This window comes from Emticicia sp. TH156, assembly GCF_002855535.1.
Taxonomy (GTDB): domain Bacteria; phylum Bacteroidota; class Bacteroidia; order Cytophagales; family Spirosomataceae; genus Emticicia; species Emticicia fluvialis.
This window is the reverse complement of sequence record NZ_PKRS01000002.1, coordinates 447,581-464,426: the sequence shown is the minus strand read 5'-3', so window position 1 is coordinate 464,426 and position 16,846 is coordinate 447,581. Positions and strand designations below refer to the sequence as shown.

Annotated in this window: 19 protein-coding genes; 9 read left to right on the top strand and 10 right to left on the bottom strand. The window is 40.6% G+C overall.

Annotation, left to right across the window (positions count from 1 at the left end; all coding sequences use genetic code 11):
• Window positions 1-11: 11 nt before the first annotated feature.
• A complete protein-coding gene (locus C0V77_RS05935; protein WP_101725400.1) occupies window positions 12-1,037 on the top strand; it encodes a low specificity L-threonine aldolase in 1,026 nt (341 codons plus the stop codon).
• A gap of 33 nt (window positions 1,038-1,070) precedes the next feature.
• On the opposite strand, the gene C0V77_RS05930 is transcribed toward C0V77_RS05935, so the two are convergent.
• On the bottom strand, window positions 1,071-1,565 hold the full coding sequence (locus C0V77_RS05930; protein ID WP_101725399.1) for a YcxB family protein: 495 nt from the start codon (window positions 1,563-1,565) through the stop codon (window positions 1,071-1,073).
• A gap of 281 nt (window positions 1,566-1,846) precedes the next feature.
• Here C0V77_RS05930 and C0V77_RS05925 point away from each other — a divergent pair, with 281 nt between their 5' ends.
• The gene (locus C0V77_RS05925; protein WP_101725398.1) at window positions 1,847-2,347 is read left to right on the top strand and encodes a phosphoribosyltransferase family protein; all 501 of its coding nucleotides are present in this window, start codon (window positions 1,847-1,849) and stop codon (window positions 2,345-2,347) included.
• A gap of 12 nt (window positions 2,348-2,359) precedes the next feature.
• Entirely contained in the window at window positions 2,360-2,965 is a 606-nt protein-coding gene (gene gldD, locus C0V77_RS05920) for a gliding motility lipoprotein GldD (RefSeq protein WP_101725397.1), read from the top strand.
• 10 nt (window positions 2,966-2,975) lie between these two features.
• Here gldD and C0V77_RS05915 read toward each other — a convergent pair whose 3' ends face one another.
• The 5 genes from C0V77_RS05915 to C0V77_RS23275 form a co-directional block, all read right to left on the bottom strand.
• Window positions 2,976-3,530, bottom strand: a complete 555-nt coding sequence (locus C0V77_RS05915) for a YceI family protein (RefSeq protein ID WP_101725512.1) — start codon at window positions 3,528-3,530, stop codon at window positions 2,976-2,978.
• A 28-nt stretch (window positions 3,531-3,558) separates the two neighbouring features.
• Window positions 3,559-4,200, bottom strand: a complete 642-nt coding sequence (locus tag C0V77_RS05910) for a hypothetical protein (protein ID WP_101725396.1) — start codon at window positions 4,198-4,200, stop codon at window positions 3,559-3,561.
• Between the two features lie 127 nt (window positions 4,201-4,327).
• The gene (locus C0V77_RS05905) at window positions 4,328-4,843 is read right to left on the bottom strand and encodes a ubiquinol-cytochrome c reductase iron-sulfur subunit (RefSeq protein ID WP_101725511.1); all 516 of its coding nucleotides are present in this window, start codon (window positions 4,841-4,843) and stop codon (window positions 4,328-4,330) included.
• A gap of 300 nt (window positions 4,844-5,143) precedes the next feature.
• Entirely contained in the window at window positions 5,144-6,256 is a 1,113-nt protein-coding gene (locus C0V77_RS05900) for a M48 family metallopeptidase (RefSeq protein ID WP_143706015.1), read from the bottom strand.
• A 115-nt stretch (window positions 6,257-6,371) separates the two neighbouring features.
• The gene (locus C0V77_RS23275) at window positions 6,372-6,986 is read right to left on the bottom strand and encodes a collagen-like protein (protein ID WP_101725394.1); all 615 of its coding nucleotides are present in this window, start codon (window positions 6,984-6,986) and stop codon (window positions 6,372-6,374) included.
• Between the two features lie 230 nt (window positions 6,987-7,216).
• Between C0V77_RS23275 and C0V77_RS05890 the strand changes: the two genes are divergently transcribed.
• The 3 genes from C0V77_RS05890 to C0V77_RS05880 are packed head-to-tail and all read left to right on the top strand — an operon-like array spanning window position 7,217 to window position 9,654.
• Window positions 7,217-7,687: a nucleoside triphosphate pyrophosphohydrolase family protein gene (locus tag C0V77_RS05890; protein ID WP_101725393.1), complete on the top strand. Its 471-nt coding sequence runs from the start codon at window positions 7,217-7,219 to the stop codon at window positions 7,685-7,687.
• A 44-nt stretch (window positions 7,688-7,731) separates the two neighbouring features.
• Window positions 7,732-8,985, top strand: a complete 1,254-nt coding sequence (gene pepT, locus C0V77_RS05885) for a peptidase T (RefSeq protein WP_101725392.1) — start codon at window positions 7,732-7,734, stop codon at window positions 8,983-8,985.
• Between the two features lie 3 nt (window positions 8,986-8,988).
• Entirely contained in the window at window positions 8,989-9,654 is a 666-nt protein-coding gene (locus C0V77_RS05880) for a YggS family pyridoxal phosphate-dependent enzyme (RefSeq protein WP_101725391.1), read from the top strand.
• Here the strand turns inward: C0V77_RS05880 and ygiD are convergent.
• On the bottom strand, window positions 9,642-10,466 hold the full coding sequence (gene ygiD, locus C0V77_RS05875; protein ID WP_101725390.1) for a 4,5-DOPA dioxygenase extradiol: 825 nt from the start codon (window positions 10,464-10,466) through the stop codon (window positions 9,642-9,644). The genes C0V77_RS05880 and ygiD overlap by 13 nt on opposite strands.
• A 175-nt stretch (window positions 10,467-10,641) precedes the next feature.
• Between ygiD and C0V77_RS05870 the strand changes: the two genes are divergently transcribed.
• Window positions 10,642-11,013 (top strand): DUF423 domain-containing protein, encoded by a 372-nt coding sequence (locus tag C0V77_RS05870; protein ID WP_101725389.1) that lies wholly within the window; start codon window positions 10,642-10,644, stop codon window positions 11,011-11,013.
• Window positions 11,014-11,019: 6 nt separating this feature from the next.
• Here the strand turns inward: C0V77_RS05870 and C0V77_RS05865 are convergent, their stop codons facing one another.
• Window positions 11,020-12,231, bottom strand: coding sequence for an MFS transporter (locus C0V77_RS05865; RefSeq protein ID WP_101725388.1), 1,212 nt, complete (start codon window positions 12,229-12,231; stop codon window positions 11,020-11,022).
• A gap of 152 nt (window positions 12,232-12,383) precedes the next feature.
• Here C0V77_RS05865 and C0V77_RS05860 point away from each other — a divergent pair, with 152 nt between their 5' ends.
• Window positions 12,384-13,337 carry a hypothetical protein gene (locus C0V77_RS05860; protein ID WP_101725387.1) on the top strand — a complete coding sequence of 318 codons (954 nt, stop codon included), beginning with the start codon at window positions 12,384-12,386 and terminating at the stop codon, window positions 13,335-13,337.
• Window positions 13,338-13,525: 188 nt separating this feature from the next.
• Here C0V77_RS05860 and C0V77_RS05855 read toward each other — a convergent pair whose 3' ends face one another.
• Together C0V77_RS05855 and C0V77_RS05850 are read right to left on the bottom strand one after the other, a co-directional pair.
• Entirely contained in the window at window positions 13,526-14,944 is a 1,419-nt protein-coding gene (locus tag C0V77_RS05855) for a S41 family peptidase (RefSeq protein ID WP_101725386.1), read from the bottom strand.
• Between the two features lie 102 nt (window positions 14,945-15,046).
• The gene (locus tag C0V77_RS05850; protein WP_101725385.1) at window positions 15,047-15,913 is read right to left on the bottom strand and encodes a bestrophin family protein; all 867 of its coding nucleotides are present in this window, start codon (window positions 15,911-15,913) and stop codon (window positions 15,047-15,049) included.
• Between the two features lie 194 nt (window positions 15,914-16,107).
• On the opposite strand from C0V77_RS05850, the gene C0V77_RS05845 reads away from it, so the two are divergent.
• The gene (locus C0V77_RS05845) at window positions 16,108-16,620 is read left to right on the top strand and encodes a histidine phosphatase family protein (RefSeq protein ID WP_173830524.1); all 513 of its coding nucleotides are present in this window, start codon (window positions 16,108-16,110) and stop codon (window positions 16,618-16,620) included.
• The last annotated feature ends 226 nt before the right edge of the window (window positions 16,621-16,846 follow it).

Sequence of the window (16,846 nt, the reverse complement as noted above, 5' to 3'; positions counted from 1 at the left end):
TTATATAAATTATGTTTATTGATTTAAGAAGCGACACCGTTACGAAGCCCACACAGGGTATGAAAGAAGCCATGTTTATGGCAGAAGTAGGAGACGATGTTTTTGGTGATGACCCAACCGTAACAGCGTTGGAGCAGAAAGCCGCCTCCATGTTCGGTATGGAAGCTGCTTTGTTTTGTGCTTCAGGTACCATGACCAACCAGTTGGCTATAAAGGTGCATACACAGCCCGGCAGCGAGGTAATCTGCGACAAAATGTCTCATATCTATTTATATGAGGGTGGGGGGGTAGCGCTTAATTCTTTCTCATCTGTAAAACTGCTGGAAGGCGACAAAGGACGCATCAATGCCCAACAGGTACTTGACGCCATTAATAATCCTGAAGATATTCATCAACCGGTAACTCGCCTGGTTTCTTTAGAAAACACCATGAATAAGGGTGGAGGGTGTTATTATCGATTGTCTGACATTGAGGCAATCAGAGAAGTATGTAATAAAAATCAATTGCCTCTGCATCTGGATGGAGCCAGACTTTTCAACGCATTGGTTGAAACTGCTGAGCCAACCCTTACCTACGGGCAGCTGTTTGATTCTATCAGTATTTGCCTGTCGAAAGGTTTGGGGTGCCCTGTGGGGTCTTTATTAGTAGGCAAAAAAGATTTTATAAAAAAAGCGCGTCGGTTTCGTAAAGTGTTAGGTGGCGGCTGGCGACAGGCTGGTTTTCTGGCAGCCGCAGGGATTTATGCGCTCGATAACCATGTGAACCGGCTGAAAGATGACCATGCCCGGGCCAGAAAGATTGGCGATATTCTGAAAGGGTTACCTTATGTAGAGGAAATTTATCCTATTGATACAAATATTGTAATTTTCAGGTTACCGGAATCTGTTCTGGCAACAGCGTTTGTTAGTAAAGCTAAAGAGAAAAATCTGGGCTGTGTTACCTTCGGGAAGCATCTGGTGCGGTTTGTAACTCACCTTGATTTTACTGATGAACACCTGGCAGAATTTGAAAAGGTAATCAGACAGATACAGTTATAATGAAAAACCCTCGCAAGTGCGAGGGTTTCTTGTTTATGCCGGAAGTAAATCTTTTCTTTTCAGAATAGACTCAAACAATTTAAGGTCATGCTCACTGTTGAAAACATTGAAAGGGAAACGTAGAAACTGCCCTTTACCTATAATGAGCAGAAACGAGTCTTCAGTTTTTTCAGCCGACTGGATACTTTCCCACTTCATAATGCCGCCTTCTTTTTGGTTGAGCTTTACCAGAATCTGGCGACTGTCTATTTCATACATAAATTTATCAAACATCTGTTTGTTTTGCTCCATCTGCGAGGCCGCATAAAACTGTGCATACCAGAACAAAACATATAAGCCTCCACCAACAACCGCCACAACCGGTATCCACCAGTTTTTATAAGAGCCTGTGAAGTGCAAAACTAATCCTAAAATTACTACTGCCGCAGGAATCAACAGCCATTTCCAACCCTGACGCATATGACGCTTAAAAGCAATACTTACGTAATCTTTTTTATCTAATGCAAATTTCTTTGTCTTAACTATCATTGTTTTTTATTGAAACTTATAAATGAAGTGCAAAAATAGAAAAAGGCATGGATAATAGCAGAACCTTTGGCATTATTTTATCATTTCATATTAATTGAACCAAATCAGCAGCCACAGACAGATACAATAACTGGAATACCGCATTTGCTGCGTTTGTATTGCCCGCGCCAAAAGTTATTTTTTTGCAAGTTTTAAGTATCTTTGTAACAGGTTTGTTTTGCATAAAACTACCCGGCAAACCAGAAAATGAAGCGCCCCAGGGTTTTTAATAGAAGCTAATTATGTCAAGTCAATTATTGAATAGTACTGAAACCCATCAGAAAATACGTCGTATTGCTTATCAGATTTATGAACAAAATTTTGATGAGTCGGAAGTAATCATCGCCGGTATTGATGGCGAAGGTTTTCATTTTGCGCAATTGCTGGTATCTGAATTAAAACAGATTTCTTCTCTGAAGGTAGATATTGCCAAAGTAAGTGTAGATAAAGAGGCTGTTTCGCAGCCGGATATCAAGATAGAGAGTGATGTAGATACTTTCAGGAATAAAAATGTCGTTCTATGTGATGATGTGTTAAATACAGGCCGGACACTCGCCTACAGCCTTCGTCCGTTTCTGAGTATTCCGCTGAAAAAAATTCAGGTAGCTGTTGTGGTAGACCGGAATCATCCGCGTTATCCAATTGCTGCCGATTACGTGGGGTATTCGCTTTCAACTACACTTAATGAGCATATTCAGGTAGTGTTGAGCGATAACACAAAAACCGGCGTATATTTATATTAATCATTGCAAAGAATGACATTGAGATCAACCCTTCTAAGGTTTACGGTACTTGTTTTTCTGGCGGGTGTTGTAGTGGCATGCCAGAAAAACAAGTCTGATTTTCTGCCCAAACCTACGGGTTTCAACCGTCTGGACCTGCCTCCGCATCAGTATCAATCCCTTACAGAAGACCATCCTTATACTTTTGAGTACTCAAAAGCAGCTATAGTGCAGAAGGACACGCACAGCCGTGCCGAGCCTCACTGGATAATTCTGTATTATCCTAAGCTTGATACCCGCATACAGTTTACCTACAAGCCTGTAAAAAACGATCCCCGGCGTTTGCAGAATATGATGGCAGATGCTGCACGGCTGGCGTTTCATCATGATAAAAAAGCCTATTCAATTGCCGACAAAGTAATGACCACCAAGGCGGGTAAAAAGGTTATTATATTTGAACTGGAGGGTGAAGTACCCAGTCATTATCAGTTTTTTGTTACTGATACTACCAACCATTATCTGAGAGGTGTGGTGTACCTCAAGACAGCCACCAGAAATGATTCATTACGCCCTGTAATTGATTACATGAAGGCAGATTGCAATCATCTGCTTGAAACCCTGAAGTGGAAAAATAATTGATTGTTCTTATTCAAAGCGAAAAAATAACCTTAAAGCTTAGTTTGACCTCATCTTTGGTTTTGATACCAAACAATGAAGGCCTATCAATATTGAAATCACTTAAAAGGATATCAAATTTTCCGTTTAGTTCCAGGCGGTTGCCGCTTTCGGTCCGTATTACGGTCATTGTTACAGGCTTTGTAACCCCATGAAATGAAAGATTCCCCTCTGCCGTAATTGTGTTATTACTAGCTCTGATTTTGTTGCTGCTAAACGTTACTTTTGGAAACTTAAGCCCTTCAAGCACCTCAATGGCATGAGAATCGCGGTTAGCATTGCCGCTGTCAAAAGAGTCAACTTTCAGTGAAACAGCTACCTGGCTTATGCTTTTGGTGGCATCGTCATACACAATTACAGCGTTTACATCTTTGCTGGTTCCTTCCCAGTCATGAGCAGGGTGGCTCATGGCATAGGTAACTGTTGATGCTTTTTTATCTGCCATTAATTTTTTGTTATCTGCTTTGGGCAAAAATGCCGAATTAACTATTAACAAAAGGCAGAATAATATATTAGTTTTGGTTTTCATTTCTGTAAAAATGTAAAAGTAATGGATTTCAGAATTCAAATTTCAGCACTGCCATTGCAGCAAAATATGCGCCGAAAGTAGTATAAGCCGCCGCACGATGATAAGGCTTCAGTTTGTAATTGTCACCAATTTTATCGGCCAGTATATTGGTGGTTATCATTCCTGTAAGGTGTATGTATGACAGGTAACGGTGTACTTTCATGTTACTGATTCCTTTACGGTTAAGCATGCCGGGCGGTGCCGTAAAGGCCATGAGCGCAGTGGTGCCATAAGCTATGTTTATACCGGTGGCCATGGCTTCATGCGCACTTTTAATTCTGGTATAATTATCGCCGGTTGCGTTATAAAGCCTCGCCCCCAGAATACCTTGTGCCAGCATGCCAGCGGCCGTTATTATACCCATTGCCTGATGTAATTTTAGCATTGTTCTTCTCACTTTTAATTCTTTTGCCCGGTTTTCGGGTGTCAATGCAGGGGCAATGTGCGCTTTTCTGAGCAGTCCATTCTGACCCCAGAAAATTCGCTGAGAAAGTATCATTTTCTCTGGTAGCAATTGGTTTTGTTCAGCTTTTGTATCTAGTCCGGCAAGCAGGCTGTCAGCATCTGTTACTTGTGCTGTTACTTCTGATAACCCAAAAGCTAAAAACAAAGCGAGGAAGAATCTTTTCATATCATTTTAAAATTGAGTGAAATCTAAAGAGTGGAGGGCGATGAGGCCCTCCTTTTAACAAAACTCTTTCTCTATTCGAAACACATAAATCGTCATTTATAAGAAACACATATAGCGCAAATGTAAATTAAGCCGATACCCTAAGTGTATTTCCGCTGTTTTGCAATTCGGTTTTAAATACCTGTAATGATTGTGTTGCCGGAGATAGTTTAACTGTGCCGTCCTGATTAAATTCAGAACCATGAGTTGGGCATCTAAAGTCTTTAGAGTCGTTTCTGTAAGATATGGTAGAGCCCTGATGCGTACATAATTTAGATAATGCCACATAACCAGACCCGGTATTGGCGATGATTATATTGGCCACGTAGCCAAATTCTCCTGATGTTTTTAACTTGCTGTAATCGGCATTAGTTAAATCAATCGTAAAATCGATACCTGCACCTGAGGTTGTACCCTTAACAGCACCACTGGTAGTACCAGAGCCGGTGCCGGGGGTATTGGTGCCACCGGGTTTTGGGTCATCTCCGCCAGAGCTTAAGCAGGAAGTAAGACCTGTGCCCATGCAATAAAAAGCCATTAGTGCGCCACTGCTCAAGCCGAGCTTTTGTAAAAACTGTCCTCTTGTTAATTGCGTTTGTTCCATAGCAAGCATAATTTTTTTAGTTTGAAATACGCGGTAACTACAGCCTTTACGGACAATCAGAAAATTGGGTTGCGTTGTTTTTTAAAATTTAATGTGTGCAGCAATGGCTCAATAATCAACAAAGCATAACTAGTGTTGTTTACTTTTTAAGCATTACAGCAATAGTTATTGTGCAGAAAAATGATTGATTGTAAGTCGGTTAAGCTTTTGTAAAGTTTAATGGAAAGATGTATCAGACAATTATTTTTGAATGAAATCTATAGATAAGAAGCCTGCAAAAAATTAAAAGAATCCGGAAAATTATCTCTCCAGATTCTTCTTTGCTTCGGTAACTACGCCTTTGTTTTCGGCATATTCCAGCGCCTTTTTATACATTTCGTCGGCTCTTTTTTTATTGCCGGCTCGGTCGGCAATTCGGCCAATGCCAAGATAAGCCATCGCGTAATAATCTTTGGTGTAGCGTTCGTCAGGTTCATACTTAAGTACCTGATTATATAAATCCAGCGCCAGCTTATCATTCCTTTTTGATTTTTCTGCAATAGTGGCCTCAAAAAGATGGGCGGCAAGCTGGTAAACCGGGCCGTTAATTTTATGTAGCACACCAATTTTAGGAGTAGCCTCATCAAATTTACCGGTCATTATTAGCGCTTCGGTGTAGCGCATGAGGTAAACAGGGTTTTCAGGGTATTTGTCGTGTAGCCAGTCGGCATAAACCAGCCCTTTGTTATAATTGAGCTCATATTTAAGGCACACGTGCATATAATAATAGGCGGCCTCTATCCTTGAAAAAACAGATTTTTGAATTGCCTGTTCCAGTTGATTCAGACCAGTGCGCTTATTGCCATTTTCAAAGAAAATAACCAACGGTTTTACCATAGGGTGTGTATCGGGGTACTGAATCCTGTAATAATTATACAGGCCGGTAGTAAAATAAAACTCAGGGTTATGCTCTGTGAGTTTAAAGCCGTCTTTCATATAGCCATAGGCTTTGCGGGCTTCATTGGCAGCTTTTATTGGTTCTTTTCTGTAGGTGTAGGCCAAAGCCGTATATCCATGTGCTGCCAGCAGAAAAAACGTGGCTTCGGCCTTTTTATTGGCATCTCCCAGCATGGGTTCTGCTGCTTTCTGGCATTTTTCAAGCAAAGACATGTAAGTGCCTACTGCTTTAGGATTTTTTTCAAGGGGCAGATTCTGCCACTGCACCTGAATAGCGCTCAAAAGCGGAGCTACAGGGTGATTTGGATATTTTGATTTTACCTTCTGAAAATAAGCATCAGCGTCCTTGAAATTGTAATTGTAGAGCTTGTCAAGCCCTTTTGTTATCAATTGCTTGGCGTCTGCATCATTAAGTAATTGTGCATAAGCTGAAAAGCTCAGTAGTTGAATAGTGATAAATGCGAATAGTTTTAACATAATTTTATGCGGATACTCGTACATAACAAAAACAAAACAAAAAAGCCTCCCATGCGGAGGCTTTTTTGTTAATCTGTCAGGCTGGCATTAAAATTGCGACCGAAAAAAGATTAAATCAATGGCTTTGGATGTAGCTATTAACGGCATCAAAACTGTTTAAATCAACGCCTGATTGTTTCATTGACGCCAACAAAGTTTTCTCTATAATAACATAAGAGAATTTAATATCTTGTAGTGGGCTATAGCTTACTGCACCAGATGGAGAAGTGGCATAGAAATAAACATTAAGTTTACCGGTTTCATAGCTGAAATTGTATTGTTCAGTTGCGCCATCAGATGATCTGGTCAAAACTCTTGGTAAGGCATAGTTTATATTACCAACACTGGCATAAACGACAACAAATGAATTAGCTGAGATTCTGGTGTCTGAAATTTGGTAAGCACCAACTGTGCCATTACCATCTTTTCCAAGACCAGGTACATCAATTGTTCTCCAACTAGCGGCAATTGCGTTAAAATCACCTCCTTTCACGTTGGCATTACCAGTTGCACCCGTTGCACCAGTTGGACCGGTAGGGCCTGTTGAACCAGTAGGACCTGTAGCCCCGGTAGCGCCTGTTGGGCCTTGAGGGCCAGCCGGACCTTGTGGACCTTGATCTCCTTTACATGACCATAAAGCAACAGATAAAGCCAGTGTTACGACAGAAAGAAGTCTATAAAATTTGTTCATGATTTAAGTGGGTTTTGATAATTTGACTTCAGATACGTAGCAATATTATTGAAATTTGCTCAACTTTGCAAATCAGTATTTCGTATTATTTATTTTACGGCTGGAAAAATTCCAACATTCAATAAAACGAAAATCTATATTGCTTTTCTTCGAATAGATATGCAAAGCTAATAAACCTTCAGATTAAAAAAATTATTATACACAAAAAAAATAAATTTCAACCTACTTTTATGCAAGCAATTGATTGTCTTAATCAGGTAGCCGATTTCCACCGTACATTTCAGCACCCTATTCTTGAAACTCCTCAGATACCCTCTAAACAACGCTGCGATTTACGGGTTTCATTAATTGCCGAAGAACTGAAAGAACTGGAAGAAGCCATTGAAGAAAAGGATATTGTGGCAGTTGCAGACGCTTTGGCCGATATTCAATACGTTTTAGCAGGGGCTATTCTGGAGTTTGGATTAGGCAATAAATTCCGGGCTTTGTTTGATGAGGTGCAGCGTTCTAACATGAGCAAAGCCTGCACCACAATTGAAGAGGCAGAGGCAACTATGAAGTTTTATGCTGAAGAAAAAGGTGTGGAATCTTACTACAAAGAAAAGGAGGGTAAGTATCTGGTTTACCGGAAAGGAGATGATAAAACATTGAAGAATATTAACTATTCTCCTGCCGATTTACAGACAATATTGAACAGCTAATAAGGCTGAAATTTAACTATTTCTTAACGGCAATAACATTTTTTATGACGGCAAATATTGGCAATTCCTTTCATGTTAAAGACAGATTTTTGAGGTATGTGCAGATTGACACGCAGTCAGACCCTAACTCAGAAACCAATCCATCTACGGCAAAGCAGAAAGACTTAAGCCGCCTGCTGGTTGAAGAACTGAAGGCGATGGGTATTGCAGATGCACATCTGGATGAATGGGGATATGTATATGCAACTATTCCTGCCAATTCAGCTAAACATGTACCGGTTATCTGTTTTTGTTCTCATGTAGATACATCGCCTGATTGCAGCGGGTTTGGGGTAAAACCTCTGGTGCATGAAAAGTGGGACGGGCGCGATATTGTGCTTCCTGATGACCCTTCTCAGGTTATCAGGGTATCAGAGCATCCGGATCTTCAACAACAGATAGGTAAAGATATCATCACTGCCAGTGGCACTACGCTGCTGGGTGCTGATAATAAAGCCGGGGTTGCCGAAATTATGGCTGCTGCCGAATACCTGGTGCAGCATCCTGAAATAAAACATGGTGCCATTAAGATTTTGTTTACCCCCGACGAGGAAGTGGGCAGAGGCACTGAAAAAGTTGATTTGCAGAAGCTGGGTGCTGATTTTGCCTATACCATGGACGGAGAAACGCTGGGAACGCTGGAAGATGAAACGTTTTCTGCAGATGCCGTGAGTATCACTATCAATGGGGTTAGTACTCACCCAGGCTTTGCCAAAGGCAAGTTGGAAAATGCCTTAAAGATTGCAGCCGATATTCTGGCTGCTTTACCAAAAGACTCGTTATCGCCTGAAACCACCGATGGCTACCAAGGGTTTATCCACCCAACGCAGGTATCGGGTATTCAGGAGCAGGTAAAACTTGATTTTATCATCAGAGATTTTAAAGTTGAGGGGCTACACGAAAAAGAGGCTTATTTAAAAAATATAGTTAATGAAGTATTAAAAAGTTATCCAAACTCGAATGCTGAGGTTACAATAATTGAGCAATACCGAAATATGAAAGAGGTGCTGGTGAATTATCCCACAGTGGTTGAGTATGCACTTGAAGCCATAAGCCGGGCAGGAATAAAACCCGAGCTTAGAAGCATTAGAGGCGGAACAGACGGCTCAAGGTTATCTTTTATGGGTTTGCCTTGCCCGAATATTTTTGCTGGTGAACACGCTTTTCATTCAAAACTGGAGTGGGTGTCGGTACAGGATATGGAAAAGGCCGCAGAAGTAATTATTAATCTGGTTAAAATCTGGGAACAGAATTCTTAAGGTATGTCGGTTGCTGAGAACATAAAGTTAATAGAAAATGAGATTACAGGCAAAGGAGTTACGCTCGTTGCTGTATCAAAAACAAAGCCTGTTGATGCGTTAATGCAGGCTTACGATGCCGGATTTAAGCGTTTCGGCGAAAACTACGTGCAGGAACTTGCTGATAAATACGAGCAAATGCCAAAAGACATTGAATGGCATTTTATAGGGCATCTGCAATCTAATAAAGTAAAATATATAGCGCCTTTTGTAAGCCTGATTCACTCTGTAGATAGTTTCAAACTATTGCAGGAAATAAACAAGCAGGCAGCTAAGCATAACAGGGTAATTAACTGCCTGCTTCAGATTTACATTGCAGAAGAAGATACAAAAAGTGGTATGACAGAAGCGGAGTGCAGTGAAATACTGGATTCTGAAGCGCTGAAAACTTTTTTGAACGTAAACATAATTGGCCTTATGGGCATGAGTACCTTTACTGATGATGAGCAGCAGGTGCGAAAAGAATTCAGGAAACTGAAATCTTTTCAGGCTTCCCTGCTTTCAGCGCATCCGTACCTTCAAACCATTTCAATGGGAATGAGCGGCGACTACCCAATTGCCATTGAAGAGGGTAGCACAATGATTCGTGTAGGCAGCAGGATTTTCGGCAACCGTATTTACCCTGCCTGAAAACACCTCATACTAATACTGCCCATATCAAAGCCTTCATACAGGTATTTTATTGGCTCATCTGTGTTAATCAGTCCTGCTGTATAAAGTACCGGCAGGTAGTGGTCATTGCTTGGATGCGCTATTTGCCCTAAAGCGCCAAAAGACTTAAAATCGGCCAGTTCAGCTAATTGGCGGTTATCTAGCTTATTTTTTACCATGGTGTCAAACTCCAATGCCCAGTCGTAAGGTTGGGCGGTGTCGCCACCCCAGTTAATCTGGCGCAGGTTGTGTACAATATTGCCACTGGCCAGAATCATCACGCCCCGGTTTCTCAAACTCCGTAATTCTCTGGCAAGTTCAAAATGAAATTGGGGTGGTTTAGAGAAATCGATACTCATCTGAAAAGTTGGAATATCGGCATCCGGATAAATATGTCGCAGAACCGTCCATGCGCCGTGGTCAAGGCCCATCTTATGTTCTTCCAGTATACCAATAGACTTCACCTCACTAATTACTTCTCGGGCTACCGCAGGCGCTCCTTTGGGCTCATATTTAACATTATACAATTGCTGCGGAAACCCGCCGAAGTCATAAATGGTATGCGGTGCCGGGTTAACAGATACATAGGTGCGGTTCATGGTAAGCCAATGGGCAGATACAACCAGAATTGCCCTTGGGCGTTCAATGTTTTCGCCAAGTGTATGCAGGCTATCAGTAAAACTGTTGTCAGCCAGTGCGTTCATCGGATTTCCGTGACCAATAAAAATAGCAGGCATTTTTTCTGTCAGCTTAAAGCCCGCTGATATGTTTTTTAATTCCTGTAAATTCATTTTTCAGTAGCTAATTACTTGCAATGTTGTATATACAAATACATTATATGTATATACAACTAATTATTGATATATAAAATTCATTTCTGCAAAAGAAGTTTGGCTTTGTGCATTTTTATAGATATTGCCATGCTATTTTTGTAGAATTATACCAAACAAGAAAACAAATAACATTATGAATAAATTCTTTTTACAGGCAGGAGCCTTGCTGGGAGCAGTGGGTGTGGCCCTGGGCGCTTTTGGCGCGCATGCTTTAAAAGACAAATTAACTGCAAGCGGCAGGCTGGATACTTTTGAAACAGCGGTTAAATATCAGTTTTATCATGCACTTGCATTGGTTTTGGTGGGTTTTCTGGCAAAAGAAATTGCCTCTAAAAATCTGGCTTATAGTGGCTATTGTTTTTTAGGGGGGGCGCTTGTTTTCAGTGGCTCACTTTACCTGATATGCTTTACCGGTATAAAGACATTTGGCGCCATTGCACCTATCGGTGGTACGCTTATGATTGCCGGCTGGCTATTATTGTTCTGGGCGGTATTAAAAAGCTGATAATTGTTATTCAACAAAGTCAAGGTCTTTGGCAAAGGTTTCTTTCAGGGTGGCATTGGCTATAAATGCTGCTCCGAAGCAAACAATACCAATAATGGTGGCACTGGTTATGAGGTCGCCATCCAAGGCTTCAGTCAGATATTGATGGCAGATTGAGATGGGTACCGCGCCACCACGGGCAAAATTAGGTATCGTGGTTGCTACTGTAGCTCTCATATTAGTGCCAAATTGCTCAGCTGCCATAGTAATAAGTACAATCCAATAGCCGGAGGCTGTGCCCATGAGTACGCACATTACAAAAATAGCAGTATTACTGGCACCCCATAGGTTGAGATAAATGAGGCACATACACAGGCATACCGCCTGAAAAATAAAGATGGTTTTTCTTCTGTTGCGTAGCAACTGGCTTACATACCCGCTGATCAGGTCTCCGCAAGTTAGCCCTATATATACGAACATAACGGCTTGGCCTGCGGTAACTTTGCCCTGTATACCCAATGCCTTGGCTACTTCAGGTGCCAGCTGCATCAGAATGCTCACAATAAAGAAAATCGGAAAACCAATAAACATACAGGCTATATAGCGTCTGAAACGGTCTTTTTTTGTAAACAGGCTCAGAAAATCTCCTCTTGACACGTTCAACGTCTCAGCATGTTTAAACATTTTTGATTCAAAGGTGCCAATTCTCAATAGCAGCAAAAGCAGACCCATTCCTCCTCCAATAAAGTAGGCGGTGCGCCAGTAGAAGGCATCGCCTACCAGAGCCGCCACAACGGCGCCAAAGGCTCCTACAGATGCCATAATCATGGTTCCATATCCTCGTTTTTCTTTAGGCATGGTTTCTGCCACAATGGTAATACCTGCGCCTAATTCGCCCGCAAGACCAATGCCTGCTAAAAATCTTAATGCGCCATACGTATAAATGTCGGTTACAAATCCGTTAATTATGGTAGCCACTGAATAAAGAACAATGGAACCAAAGAGAACAGAGAGACGGCCTTTTTTATCGCCCAGAACGCCAAAAAAGATGCCGCCCAACAATAAGCCAATCATCTGAACGTTAAAAAGCCATAAACCTATACTCGTATTATTATTTCCTGCTACACCTAATTCGGTTAGACTGCTATGACGTAGTACAACAAACAGAATCAAGTCATATGCATCTACGAAATAACCTAACGCTGCCACCAATACTAATAGAAAAGTAGATTTTTTCATGTATTATCAAAGTTTCACGAAAATAGAAATTCGGCTAGAATTTCACGAAAAAAATAACGGCATTTTCGATAATTTTCTGAAATCAATTCAATAAAAGGCTAACTTTGTCGTTAGTAAGCCTAAACTGTTAAATACTAAATATTCAGATTTCTATGGAACAAAATCAAGAAAGAAGAAGTAACACGGCCTTAACTGCCGGACTTGTTTTAGCCTGTGCATTAGCGGCACTTTTTGGCTTCCTGTATTTCAATGCACGTCAGGACATTGACTCAAAAACTGTGAATATATCGCAGAAAACCAAAGAACTCCTCCTTACCAACTCTAAACTTGATTCAATTGCCGTACAGTTAGATGCAAAAATTGCTGAAGTGCAGGCTTTGGGTGGTCAGGTAGAGGATTTACAAGCCTTGAAAGTTCAGTTAGAGCAAGACAAGAAAAATTTAATAAACTCAAAAAACGTAAGTATTAAACAATACGAATCTAAAATTAAAGACTATGAGGCTGCTCTTACCGAAAAAGATGCCGAAATAGCCAAACTGAGAGAAGAGAACTCAGTGCTAACAACGCAAAACCAGACATTAGGCTCTGAAAACACCACACTGAAATCAGAAAACAGTAGCCTTAGAACAGATAAACAGGCATTGTCTGACTCGGTTTACAGCACAACTGTTAAAAACAGAGAATTAACAGAAAAGGTAACACTGGCAGCAGCCTTGAAGGCTATGAATGTAAGTGTAAACGCCATCAACTCAAGAGGAAGAGAACGTGACGGTGGCGCTTACAAAGCCAAAAGAGTAGACAAAGTAAGAATTTCGTTTAAACTGGCCGAAAACCCACTAACCAAGAAAGAAGATAAGGTAATATACCTGAGATTGCTTGACCCTAAAGGCAACGTTATATCTGACATGGCTACTGGCTCGGGCACGTTTACATTTGGCGGCAATGAGACCGTTTATACTTCTAAACAAACCGTTATGTATGATAACACAGGGCAGAATGTAGACTTCGTTTATTCTCGCGGTAGTGCTTACGAAAAAGGCAAATATACTGTAGAATTGTATTCAGAAGGATTCAGCATCGGGCGTGGTACTTTTGATGTAAGATAAACAGTAAAGATATAAACAATTAACAGTGAGTGCCTCTGGTAATAGCCAGGGGCATTTTTTTTTGTGGTTTTTCAATGTCCAGAGGGTATAGCTGCGGTTAAATTGGCTCTGAACAAAATCAACTTGGCCTAAAAAAAACAGGCGGTAGGAGAGAACCCACCGCCTGTTTCAAATACAATACCCGAGATTTATTTAGGCATTGTAATAAACATATCTTTTATGTTCTGGTATGGGTTTTCTGAAACGTTTACCTTCAGAGGTTCGCCCATGTCCAGGATTGATTTTCTGGCATTAGGCGATGCATCAGTTTGGGCAACCTGACCCGTAATTAACTCAATGGCTTTGCCAAGCAAAGGGTCAGACTCATCGCCCCAAACCTTAAATGGCGACAGGTCTTTTACTGAGTAGTCTGGGGTAAATCCATTTTTCGTGCCATAATTAGATTCGCCTTTTGAGTTAAAGGTTTTCAAAACTATGGGTTGCATGCCCCATTTCCAGCGTTTGGGGCTTCTGTCATCCTGCAGGGTTACAGAACCAACGTTTTTGCCATAGGTATGGTCTCCTATCAGTATCACATCCATGTAAGGCCTCAGACCATTAATTACCAGTTCGCTGGCAGATGCAGTGCCGGTTGAGGTAAGCACAAACAGGCGGTTAAGCGTACCTAAATTGTTGGGTTCGTTTCTGAATTTTGAAGGTGTTGAATACGAAGGATACTTGGCAGTGATATTGGCATTCCACTGGTCATAATGAATTACGTTATCTGTGTTAAGGTTCTTCACAATCAGCGAAGACAACACATCGGCCGATGAAATGTAACCGCCTCCGTTTACCCTTAAATCAAGCACCAACTCATTTACGCCTTTGCTTTTAAATTCTGCAAATACCTGTCTTAGGTTAGCATCAAAAGAGCTGATAAACTGACGGTAAACCAGATAACCTATTTTTTTATTTCCTTTTTCAATTACTTTCCAGTAATGAACAGGGTTGTCTTGAATTTCAACTTTAGTTATCTGGGTGGTAGTAACACCGTTAGAAACAACTGCACCATTGCTTATTGTTCCCAGTCCGAAAGAGGCCGTTTCAAGGTTTCTGAGCGCATCGTAATTGTTTTTATCCAGCTGGGTTCCGTTTACACTTAAAATAATATCTCCTCTTTTCAGTCCTGCTTTTTCTGCAGGGCTGCCTTTCACCACATAATTGATAAAGAAACCTACGGTTGTCTGGGTATTATCAAGATAGTAAATGTAGTAACTCATACCAAAAACCTTGTTGATACCATTCAATGATGCTGTAAGTGCATCTACGTCTTCCTGAATCCACGAAAACCTGTCAGTATTCGGGTAGTCGTTCAAAATAGTTTCAAAATATTTATCTGGTGTAAGCGTAAGGTTGGTAGCAGTTTTGGCTGGCATTTGGTCTGTCCACAGATAATAAAATTTCATATTATCATAAATCCATTCATTAACTGTGTTATTGGTTTGGTCTGTTGAATTACCATTACTGCCCGTTGTAGAAGGCGTAGGATTGTTTTCTACTTTACACGACCATACGCTTGCAGTAAGAAACAGACCCAGAATGAGAAATTTGGCAGGAGAAAACTTCATATAAATTATTATTTAGCGTTCTGTTGATATTGACGTATTTTACTAACGAATCGTTGCGGTTTTTGTTTTGAGCATAAAATTTTAATCTGCAAATGTGCAAGATTACAAAATCTCAGCCAGGTTGCCCTTGATATTTTTCACGATGGAATCAAGCCCCAGGTCGTTGGCGTCTGTACCAAATGGCTCTTCAATTTCTTCTGCCATAATTTCTATACCGGCAAATGCATAAAACACCAGGGTAACAATAGGTATTGACCAGAACTTGAACTCAAGCACTGCCGTAAATGGCATAGTGAACACGTAAATAAAGATAATTTTCTTGATAAAAATATTATAAGAAACCGGAATAGGCGTATTTTTAATTCGCTCGCAAGCTCCAAGGTTATCCGTAAAGGACGATAACTCATTGTTCAATGATAGTAATAGTTCGGCATTAAACATTCCTTCGCTATGCAACTGATAAATTTCTGTATAAATGGCCCGGGCTATACGGTTGGGTATGTGTTTAAAGTCTTTATAGTATTCTCTGTTATATTTTTCTGTAAATTCCAGATGTTCAAGGTTTACCCGGCCTCTCAGGTGGTCTTTCACGGTATGTACATAGTTACCAATTAAAATTCTGAATGTTTCTCTCGAAGGATGCTTTTCTGGCAATAAAGTTGCCAGTTTTAGGGCAAAGTTTCTCGAGTTATTGGTAAACGATCCCCATATTTTTCTCCCTTCCCACCAGCGGTCATAGGCAGTATTGGTTCTGAAAACCAGTAATAACGATAGCACGAAACCAACCAGAGAATGAATAGTAAGCGGATTTTTAATTGGCGAATAATGCAGAATGTTGTTTTCCAGGTACGCAAAAGTGGCTGTGTAGGCTGCCAGCCCCATCATTGCAGGTAGGAGTTTCCTGAAGGTATCGGCCTTATGGAAGTAAAAAATAAACTTCCACCAGTTGCGGGGGTTGTAATCTATCATAAAAATGCCTGTAACGTTTTATTTATATAAGGTACAAATATAATTTTTTGTGAATACTGTAAGTGCCTGCAAATAATGATTTTTATTATTTAATATCGTGACAAATGCGCCACATTATTTTTTATGAATTATTCAGAAAAAATTAATTTTTTTTCTGATAATGCTTGTATATTCGTGCCAAAACCATGGAAAATATGAAGAAACTGCTTTATTTGGTTCGACACGCCACTGCTGAAGAAGGAGGTAATACCCCGATGTTCCGGGATTTTGACCGTATCCTTACTTCACATGGTATCATCGAAGCCGCCCGTATGGGTAAGCATCTGGCAGAAAATAACATAAAAATTGAACTTCTGATAAGCAGTGAAGCTGACCGTTGTAAGTCTACAGCCAAGATTTTTGCCGAGCAACTACATGTAGATGCTGATGAAATTAAACTGGATGAGGCCATTTACGGCGGCGGTGCAAGGGCTTATCTGGCTGCTGTTAATAATTTAGATGAGAAAGTTAAATCGGTGGCTATTTTCGGGCATAATCCGGATATTACTTTTTTTGCCGAATACCTTACCCGTGCCGATATTGGCGGGTCTATGGAAAAGGCCAGCGTAGTAGCCATTGAATTTGAAGACGTAAATTGGAATGAGATTTCGAACAAAAGCGGTAGATTTTTGTTTTACTGGTCGCCGGGCACTATAGCCAAAGCTTAGTTTGATTTTTTAATGAATGAAATGAAAAATAATACTACGGGTAATCGTAATCGCCTTATCTTCAGAATAATATTTCTAGTATTTCTGGCTGTTGTTTTATGGTTTTTATATGACCTCTCGCGCCAGACAACTGCACCCTGGAATAAGAAAAAACAAATTGAACGGGCTTTTTGATACCGGTTCATTATTGTTGATAGGGTGATTCTTTCTTAATTTGAATGTAAAT

What these genes read in the sequence shown, in the direction of transcription:
- C0V77_RS05890 (WP_101725393.1), top strand. Translation starts at nt 7,217, where the DNA reads ATGCAAGCAATTGATTGTCTTAATCAGGTAGCCGATTTCCACCGTACA.
- C0V77_RS05915 (WP_101725512.1), bottom strand. Translation starts at nt 3,530, where the DNA reads ATGAAAACCAAAACTAATATATTATTCTGCCTTTTGTTAATAGTTAAT.
- C0V77_RS05935 (WP_101725400.1), top strand. Translation starts at nt 12, where the DNA reads ATGTTTATTGATTTAAGAAGCGACACCGTTACGAAGCCCACACAGGGT.
- C0V77_RS05900 (WP_143706015.1), bottom strand. Translation starts at nt 6,256, where the DNA reads ATGTTAAAACTATTCGCATTTATCACTATTCAACTACTGAGCTTTTCA.
- C0V77_RS05905 (WP_101725511.1), bottom strand. Translation starts at nt 4,843, where the DNA reads ATGGAACAAACGCAATTAACAAGAGGACAGTTTTTACAAAAGCTCGGC.
- gldD (WP_101725397.1), top strand. Translation starts at nt 2,360, where the DNA reads ATGACATTGAGATCAACCCTTCTAAGGTTTACGGTACTTGTTTTTCTG.
- C0V77_RS05880 (WP_101725391.1), top strand. Translation starts at nt 8,989, where the DNA reads ATGTCGGTTGCTGAGAACATAAAGTTAATAGAAAATGAGATTACAGGC.
- C0V77_RS05925 (WP_101725398.1), top strand. Translation starts at nt 1,847, where the DNA reads ATGTCAAGTCAATTATTGAATAGTACTGAAACCCATCAGAAAATACGT.
- C0V77_RS05870 (WP_101725389.1), top strand. Translation starts at nt 10,642, where the DNA reads ATGAATAAATTCTTTTTACAGGCAGGAGCCTTGCTGGGAGCAGTGGGT.
- C0V77_RS05860 (WP_101725387.1), top strand. Translation starts at nt 12,384, where the DNA reads ATGGAACAAAATCAAGAAAGAAGAAGTAACACGGCCTTAACTGCCGGA.
- pepT (WP_101725392.1), top strand. Translation starts at nt 7,732, where the DNA reads ATGACGGCAAATATTGGCAATTCCTTTCATGTTAAAGACAGATTTTTG.
- C0V77_RS05850 (WP_101725385.1), bottom strand. Translation starts at nt 15,913, where the DNA reads ATGATAGATTACAACCCCCGCAACTGGTGGAAGTTTATTTTTTACTTC.
- C0V77_RS05855 (WP_101725386.1), bottom strand. Translation starts at nt 14,944, where the DNA reads ATGAAGTTTTCTCCTGCCAAATTTCTCATTCTGGGTCTGTTTCTTACT.
- ygiD (WP_101725390.1), bottom strand. Translation starts at nt 10,466, where the DNA reads ATGAATTTACAGGAATTAAAAAACATATCAGCGGGCTTTAAGCTGACA.
- C0V77_RS23275 (WP_101725394.1), bottom strand. Translation starts at nt 6,986, where the DNA reads ATGAACAAATTTTATAGACTTCTTTCTGTCGTAACACTGGCTTTATCT.
- C0V77_RS05865 (WP_101725388.1), bottom strand. Translation starts at nt 12,231, where the DNA reads ATGAAAAAATCTACTTTTCTATTAGTATTGGTGGCAGCGTTAGGTTAT.
- C0V77_RS05930 (WP_101725399.1), bottom strand. Translation starts at nt 1,565, where the DNA reads ATGATAGTTAAGACAAAGAAATTTGCATTAGATAAAAAAGATTACGTA.
- C0V77_RS05910 (WP_101725396.1), bottom strand. Translation starts at nt 4,200, where the DNA reads ATGAAAAGATTCTTCCTCGCTTTGTTTTTAGCTTTTGGGTTATCAGAA.
- C0V77_RS05845 (WP_173830524.1), top strand. Translation starts at nt 16,108, where the DNA reads ATGAAGAAACTGCTTTATTTGGTTCGACACGCCACTGCTGAAGAAGGA.